This window comes from Youngiibacter multivorans (assembly GCF_017873395.1).
In the GTDB taxonomy this organism is placed as follows: domain Bacteria; phylum Bacillota; class Clostridia; order Clostridiales; family Clostridiaceae; genus Youngiibacter; species Youngiibacter multivorans.
This window is the reverse complement of record NZ_JAGGKC010000004.1, coordinates 142,316-148,721: the sequence shown is the minus strand read 5'-3', so window position 1 is coordinate 148,721 and position 6,406 is coordinate 142,316. Positions and strand designations below refer to the sequence as shown.

Sequence of the window (6,406 nt, the reverse complement as noted above, 5' to 3'; positions counted from 1 at the left end):
ATGCCCTAATCCTTGGAGTATGCTCTCATAAGGTTAATATGGAAATCTAAGATATACCGAGATAATAAGAGATAATTGGTTTAAATTAAGGGAGGAAGAAATGAACACAATATATATTATCGTAAATATCCTGGTCCTTTCAGCAATACTTTACGGGCTTTTCACAATGCAGAAAAGGCACTTTTCTTTCACAGCAAGGACCATGACAGCACTTGGTGCCGGTCTGGTTTCAGGTGCTGCACTCCAGTACATCTTCGGGAGCAGCTCTGAGATTGTAAAGGAGACAATGACCATTCTCGGCATAGCAGGAAACGGATATGTTAGGCTTCTTGGAATGATAGTTATACCCCTTGTCTTTGTAGCGATAACAACCGCAATAGTGAAGCAGGACACAAACAGCCTCAAAAAGAGTGCAGGCTCAGTAATTGCAGTGCTGCTAATAACCACTGCGATTTCAGCAGCCATTGGTATAGCAGCTGCCCTCATCTTCGGCCTTGACTCAAGAACTTTGATTTCAGGACAGGCTGAAGCAGCAAGGAGCGAAGCCCTGGTCAAGGCTCTCTCAGATTTCCAGGCAAGGCCCATAGCCGACCAGATAACTGAGATCATACCGAGGAACATCTTCTACGCCATGACAGGACAGGGAAGCTCTGCTACCCTTTCGGTGGTATTCTTCTCGGCATTCCTCGGACTCGCCACCGTATCCCTGAGGCGGAAGAAGCCAGAGGTCTCTGAGAGCTTCACGGCGTTTCTCTCGATGCTGAATGACATAGTGATGAAGATGGTTACCATGGTACTTAGGCTTGCGCCTTATGGCATATTCGCCCTCATCACCAGGTTCGTCGCAACCTCCAACTTTACTGAGATAGCAAGGCTTCTCCAGTTCGTCGCAGCCTCATATGCAGCCATTGCCATCATGTTCCTGGTACACCTTGCAATAATCGCCACAAGCGGTTTAAATCCCCTCACGTTCCTCAGGAAGTCATCAGGACCACTGTCCTTCGCCTTCTCGTCAAGGTCAAGCTCAGGCACGCTTCCACTGAATGTTGAGACACAAGTCGGAAAGCTTGGTGTATCTCAGGGAATAGCCAACCTTTCAGCCTCACTGGGTACCAGCATCGGCCAGAACGGTTGCGCAGGGATCTACCCGGCCATGCTCGCAGTAATGATAGCGGTTGGCACCGGAATTCCGATTGATGCTGCCTTCATAGTGAAGCTCATAGTGATCACTGCCATCAGCTCCTTCGGCATAGCCGGAGTCGGTGGTGGAGCAACATTCGCAGCCCTCACAGTCCTCTCATCAATGGGACTGCCTGTTGGCCTGGTAGGACTCCTGATTGCAATTGAGCCGCTCATCGACATGGCTAGGACAGCACTCAACGTATCAGACTCCATGGTTGCTGGCGTAGTAACTGCAAGGCGACTTGGAGAGCTGGACCTTGATGTTTACAACAGCAGTGACAAGGAAGAATTAACAGCATAGTTTAAAGGAGCTGTCCTTCACCTCTTTAGGTGACGGGCAGCTTTTTTGTTCACGAAATTCAAATACCAGGTTCAATCTGAAATATGTCTTGAAAACTGAGCATAATAATCTTAGATGCATAGACAGCAAAGATTCAGGCCTAGATAAGAAGTTTTGACCTGGCACTGGATACTTGTTGGACTCTGATAAGTAAATGTGCCTAGTATTCTTGAACTATGTTATCGTATATGATAACATATGATTAGGGAAGGATTCATTGAGGTGAAATTTTGGCATACGATGTAGAATTCTACCAAAAAGAAAACCGTGAAATCCCGTTACTGGATTTTCAGGAATCCTTACCTCCTAAACTGAGGGCAAAAACTTTTCGGGAAATTGAACTGCTCAAGGAACATGGACCAAACCTTAGAGAGCCTTACACTAAACCTATTAAAGAAACTGATAATCGAGGTATATTTGAGCTTAGAGTCAAGTTTTCAACTGACATCTCCAGAGTATTATACTTTTCATATACAGGTACAACATTTGTCTTGCTCCATGGCTTCGTAAAGAAGACTAATGCCACTCCTTCGAGAGAAATTGACAAGGCCAGAAAATTCAAAGAGGATTACGAAAGAAGGTGTCTACATGAATAAACTTGATGTAAAAAAAAGAACAGCTGGGGTAAAGCTTGAAGAAATCAAAGCTAAACTTATGAAGGATGCTGAATTCCAGAAAGAATATGATCGTCTTAAGCCGAGATATGAGCTTATCTCTCAGATTATCGAGGCAAGAAAAAATATGAAGATAACCCAAGAGGAGCTTGCAAAGAGAGCTGGTACCAGGAAATCCAATATTTCCAGACTTGAAAGCGGCTCATATAATCCTTCACTTGATTTCCTGGCAAAAATCGCAAAAAGCTTAGGAAAGGAAATACACATCGAGATTCGCTGATCATTTCAAACTGGGATGGCTACTTTTAATTCGATCAATATTGCAGATATTCAAGATGACACTTCTGCCGAGGTGTCTTTTTTTAATCAGGAAATCCAGAATATCCATAACATACTACAAGTACGAATACTTACACGTAGTTCCTGATATGATGGTTGTAAGAGTTCGTAAATTTCGCTTCAAAATCATCGACCAGACATTTGAAATCGAATATCCTCTTCTTTCATATCTAAATAAGGTATGCATTGTCTGACAGTCCTATAGCTTTAATCAGGGCCAGATAAACTGGTATTGTAACAAATTCATTCTTGTATCATAATGAAGAAAATATATGTTTGCAAAATATTCTGCATCAATACAATACTTCAGAATATTGGAGTAATGGAGATGGTTTAGATGAACAATCAGCTTCAAGGTTACACCATGGCGGTACTTGGATTGATATTTCTTCTTTTTAATGCGCTTAGTTACATCTTTGATTGGGAAAGTAGAAGCAGCGCGTTTTCAATATTGGGACTAGTATGTGTAGTCATAGGTATGAACCGAGCTAGAAAGAATTAGTTCACACGATTCCTGCCTTTTATTGTTCAACATAAAAGCGAAGAAACCATGATCATTTAGCAGAGGTTGTGAAGAATATGGAAGTTATCTCAGTAAAAAATTCTCCGGAATACAAGGAATCTTCGATTAAGTATTTCCAGAGCAAATGGGCTTCACCTGAAAGTATGAATGTTTATGATGACTGCATAGCCAATTGCATTACTTCCTCCAGTCCTCTGCCGCAATGGTACCTGTTGATGAAAAATAATAAAATAATCGGTTGTGCAGGACTCATAACCAATGATTTCATCAGCCGCATGGATCTGTATCCCTGGGTCTGCGCTTTATACATTGAGAAAGAATTCAGGGGAAATGGCTATGGTTCCATTTTATTGAATAAGGCAAAGAAAGATGCACAGGAAGGTGGATTTTCTCATCTGTATCTTTGCACGGACCATGTCGGTTACTATGAGCGGTATGGATTCAAGTATATCGGTATAGGCTACCATCCATGGGGTGAAAGTTCTCGAATCTATTGCACTTACCTATAAATCTGTCAATATTTTTTACACATTATGACGCATTAGTAGGAAATGGCGACTCATATTTCTAGTCGAATCGGAGGACTGAGTATACTATGGGAAGTAACAAGGTCAAACACTTAAAAAACAATACATGTAGAGTAATAAAGATTGATAAAGAAGCATTATTTGAATTTATTTGTGAAAAAATGATTGATAACCAAGAAGAATTCTTTGACATAATTGATGGTACAGTCGTAACTAGTCATCATATGTTTGACCCAGTAAGTGGAGAGTACATATGCCTCATAAATGATGACCGTAATAAATTGCCTGACATATTTGATATTGAGAAATTATTACTAAAAATCCCACAAACGACTGATTCTTTATATTCACCTAACCGTTACAAGGAAATAACTTATGAGGAAATAGTAAATTTAATAGGCAAATAATTTGAGAGACATTACACAATCTTCCCATATTCTGACACAACAGTATGAAAAGGCGTATCACAAGGAAGGAGACTACTAATGGAATTTTTAAATACACTATTAAATTTAGCACTTATTGGGGGAGGCATATATGTTGCTTATCTGCTAATTAAGGCATTAAGAATATTTATTAAGAAGAATTCGTAATATTCCCACATTGCGACGCAACAGATACCAGATTGACAACAACAGTCTGCTCCTCAAGCATCTCAATCTGGAAGAAAGCAAAACAGTAATAGATTGTCCGGTAACTTATGGTGCGGATTTATTTACTGACCTTTGGACACCATAAGATAATATGGCAATTGGCAAGAGCAATAAACTGCAAAAGGAGAAAGCCATGAAGGAACTTCAATATTCAATTGAGATAAATGCGTCTAAAGAAATAGTATGGAACACACTATGGGAAGATGATACATTTCGCGACTGGGCAAATTTTATTGACGAAGGCACATATATGGTCGGGGAAATGACAGAAGGAGGAAATGTTCAATATATTTCTTCTGTAAATGGTTATGGAGTGACAAGTAAGATAGTTAAGCTTATTCCCTTTGAGACTGTGTTGTTCAGTCATATGAGTGATACAAAGGAAAGTGGGACAGAAGTAAGGGAAGATGAGTGGACTGGTGGAACAGAGTCATATTTTCTTTCAGAAACAGATGGAGTTACGACATTGACTGTTAAAATGGATGTTCCAATTGATCTGGAAGAAATATTTAATATCCGGTTTCCGATGGCCTTGGATCGTATAAAGGCTTTATCTGAAACATAAACCCAGCTGTGATACGGGAAAAAATAAATTCTGATATCGAAATTGAATTTAGTCAGAGCTAACCATAATACGAAAAAGGGATTCAAGCGAATCCCTTTTCTATTGCCTTATTTACGTAGAATCACAATTTTATAAGGTACAGGCTTACATGCTACTTCTTCTTCTCTTCCTTGTTAAGGTCGCAGCATTTGAGGCTTCCTGAACCGAAAGTCTTCTCATTGGACTTGCCAAGCCTTTCTATGAACTCCTTGAACCACTTCTTCACTTCAACCACCTCTGACCAAATAATATTACCACATTATGGAGAAAATATGGAGACCTGGAAATTCTAACAATAAATCGCCTGGATGTCCATATTCATTGGAGATATTCCTCTCATTTCGGAGTTCAAAAAAGGAGCGCATGTTGCGCTCCTTGATCAAATCTTTTTGTTTTAGAATATTCCTGCAAGTCCGCCAATGGCCATAGCTGCAAGTCCTGCTGCTGCAAGAAGTGCTGGTGCGCCCTTGAAGGCTCCGGTGTTCTCCGAGTAGTCAAGTCTCTCTATTATGGAAGAGAAGACTGCAAATGCGAAGAACAGTCCTATCGGTGCTCCGATTGATACTGCCAGCGCAGCCGGAAGGTCGAGTCCCTGTGCAGCATTGTCAATTGCGATATAGAATATCGCTGAGTTGACTGAAAGCAGAGGAAGGGATGCCTTTACAGACTCGTATATTTCAGGTTTCATCTTCTTGATGATGTTTGAAACAAGAAGAATCGACAGAAGTACTACAAGAGTATACACGATAAGGTCCAGTGACTGAAGCTTCAGCGGTTCAAGAACATACTTGAATACGAAGAAGTTAAGTATTGCTGAAACTGCCATTACCTTCATTGCAGCAAGGCCTAGCCTTGAAGCAGTTGTGAAGTTGCCGCCTGCAGCCTTTATCTGGCTCATCGACACGAACTTAGTTAGAACAACGTTGTTTATGATCATGGCTCCTATAAGGAGAGCAATAAAATCCTTCATTACTATTTTCCTCCTTCAGGTGCTTCTGTTTTTTCACCCTTCTTGAGAGCGAAAAGAGCTGAGATCAGAGAGAGGGATATGAATGCTCCGGCTGGCTGCTTGAACAATCCTATCCTGTAGGCTTCAGGAATGAAGCTGAATGAGAAGACCTCTTCTCCAGACATAGGATTGAGGAACATAAGACCGCCTGATGCAAGGATTTCCCTGAACATTCCCAGTATAACGAGAGCCACAAGGTATCCGAAGGCCAGCTTTGCGCCTTCCTTAATGCTGAGTCCGAAGTCAGCGTCCTTTACGAACACTCCGGCTCCGACAAGTATGACTGTATTGGTGACGAGGAGTGGAAGGAATACTCCCGCTTCCTTGGCTACAGGAGCCATATATGCCCTTGTCATAAGCTCGCAGAGCTTGACTATGGCAGCTATGACAACGAGGTTTACAGGAAGAGCCACCTCATCAGGAGTGAATTCTCTGAGAAGCCCTATGGCAAAGGCGCTTGCAACTGTTGCCAGGAGCACAACGATTCCCATTCCCAGAGCTGTGGTCAGGCTTGTTGTAACTGCAAGTGCAGTCGTCAGACCAAGGAAAAGAGTCAGGACAGCATTGTTCCTGAAGAGACCTGAGTTCAGATTCTTTACGCTATTCATGCCTATC

Annotated in this window: 9 protein-coding genes; 6 read left to right on the top strand and 3 right to left on the bottom strand. The window is 41.5% G+C overall.

The features are described 5' to 3' along the window. Positions 1-100: 100 nt before the first annotated feature. From J2Z34_RS03965 to J2Z34_RS03940, 6 genes are all read left to right on the top strand, one after another. A complete protein-coding gene (locus tag J2Z34_RS03965) occupies positions 101-1,483 on the top strand; it encodes an L-cystine transporter (RefSeq protein ID WP_209458567.1) in 1,383 nt (460 codons plus the stop codon). Positions 1,484-1,752: 269 nt separating this feature from the next. Then, complete coding sequence (locus J2Z34_RS03960) at positions 1,753-2,118, top strand: type II toxin-antitoxin system RelE/ParE family toxin (RefSeq protein WP_209458566.1); 366 nt, start codon at positions 1,753-1,755, stop codon at positions 2,116-2,118. Next, the gene (locus tag J2Z34_RS03955; protein ID WP_209458565.1) at positions 2,111-2,416 is read left to right on the top strand and encodes a helix-turn-helix transcriptional regulator; all 306 of its coding nucleotides are present in this window, start codon (positions 2,111-2,113) and stop codon (positions 2,414-2,416) included. Before J2Z34_RS03960 ends, J2Z34_RS03955 begins: the two co-directional genes overlap by 8 nt. Before the next feature lie 638 nt (positions 2,417-3,054). Beyond that, positions 3,055-3,507 (top strand): GNAT family N-acetyltransferase, encoded by a 453-nt coding sequence (locus J2Z34_RS03950; RefSeq protein ID WP_209458572.1) that lies wholly within the window; start codon positions 3,055-3,057, stop codon positions 3,505-3,507. A gap of 86 nt (positions 3,508-3,593) precedes the next feature. Continuing rightward, positions 3,594-3,932 carry a hypothetical protein gene (locus tag J2Z34_RS03945; protein WP_209458564.1) on the top strand — a complete coding sequence of 113 codons (339 nt, stop codon included), beginning with the start codon at positions 3,594-3,596 and terminating at the stop codon, positions 3,930-3,932. 379 nt (positions 3,933-4,311) lie between these two features. Next, complete coding sequence (locus tag J2Z34_RS03940; protein ID WP_209458563.1) at positions 4,312-4,743, top strand: SRPBCC family protein; 432 nt, start codon at positions 4,312-4,314, stop codon at positions 4,741-4,743. 151 nt (positions 4,744-4,894) lie between these two features. Here J2Z34_RS03940 and J2Z34_RS17735 read toward each other — a convergent pair whose 3' ends face one another. From J2Z34_RS17735 to J2Z34_RS03930, 3 genes are all read right to left on the bottom strand, one after another. Continuing rightward, positions 4,895-5,008: an LDCC motif putative metal-binding protein gene (locus J2Z34_RS17735; protein ID WP_342453091.1), complete on the bottom strand. Its 114-nt coding sequence runs from the start codon at positions 5,006-5,008 to the stop codon at positions 4,895-4,897. Positions 5,009-5,176: 168 nt separating this feature from the next. Continuing rightward, positions 5,177-5,752: an Rnf-Nqr domain containing protein gene (locus J2Z34_RS03935; RefSeq protein WP_209458562.1), complete on the bottom strand. Its 576-nt coding sequence runs from the start codon at positions 5,750-5,752 to the stop codon at positions 5,177-5,179. A gap of 2 nt (positions 5,753-5,754) precedes the next feature. Then, complete coding sequence (locus J2Z34_RS03930; RefSeq protein WP_209458561.1) at positions 5,755-6,399, bottom strand: Rnf-Nqr domain containing protein; 645 nt, start codon at positions 6,397-6,399, stop codon at positions 5,755-5,757. Between the last annotated feature and the right edge of the window lie 7 nt (positions 6,400-6,406).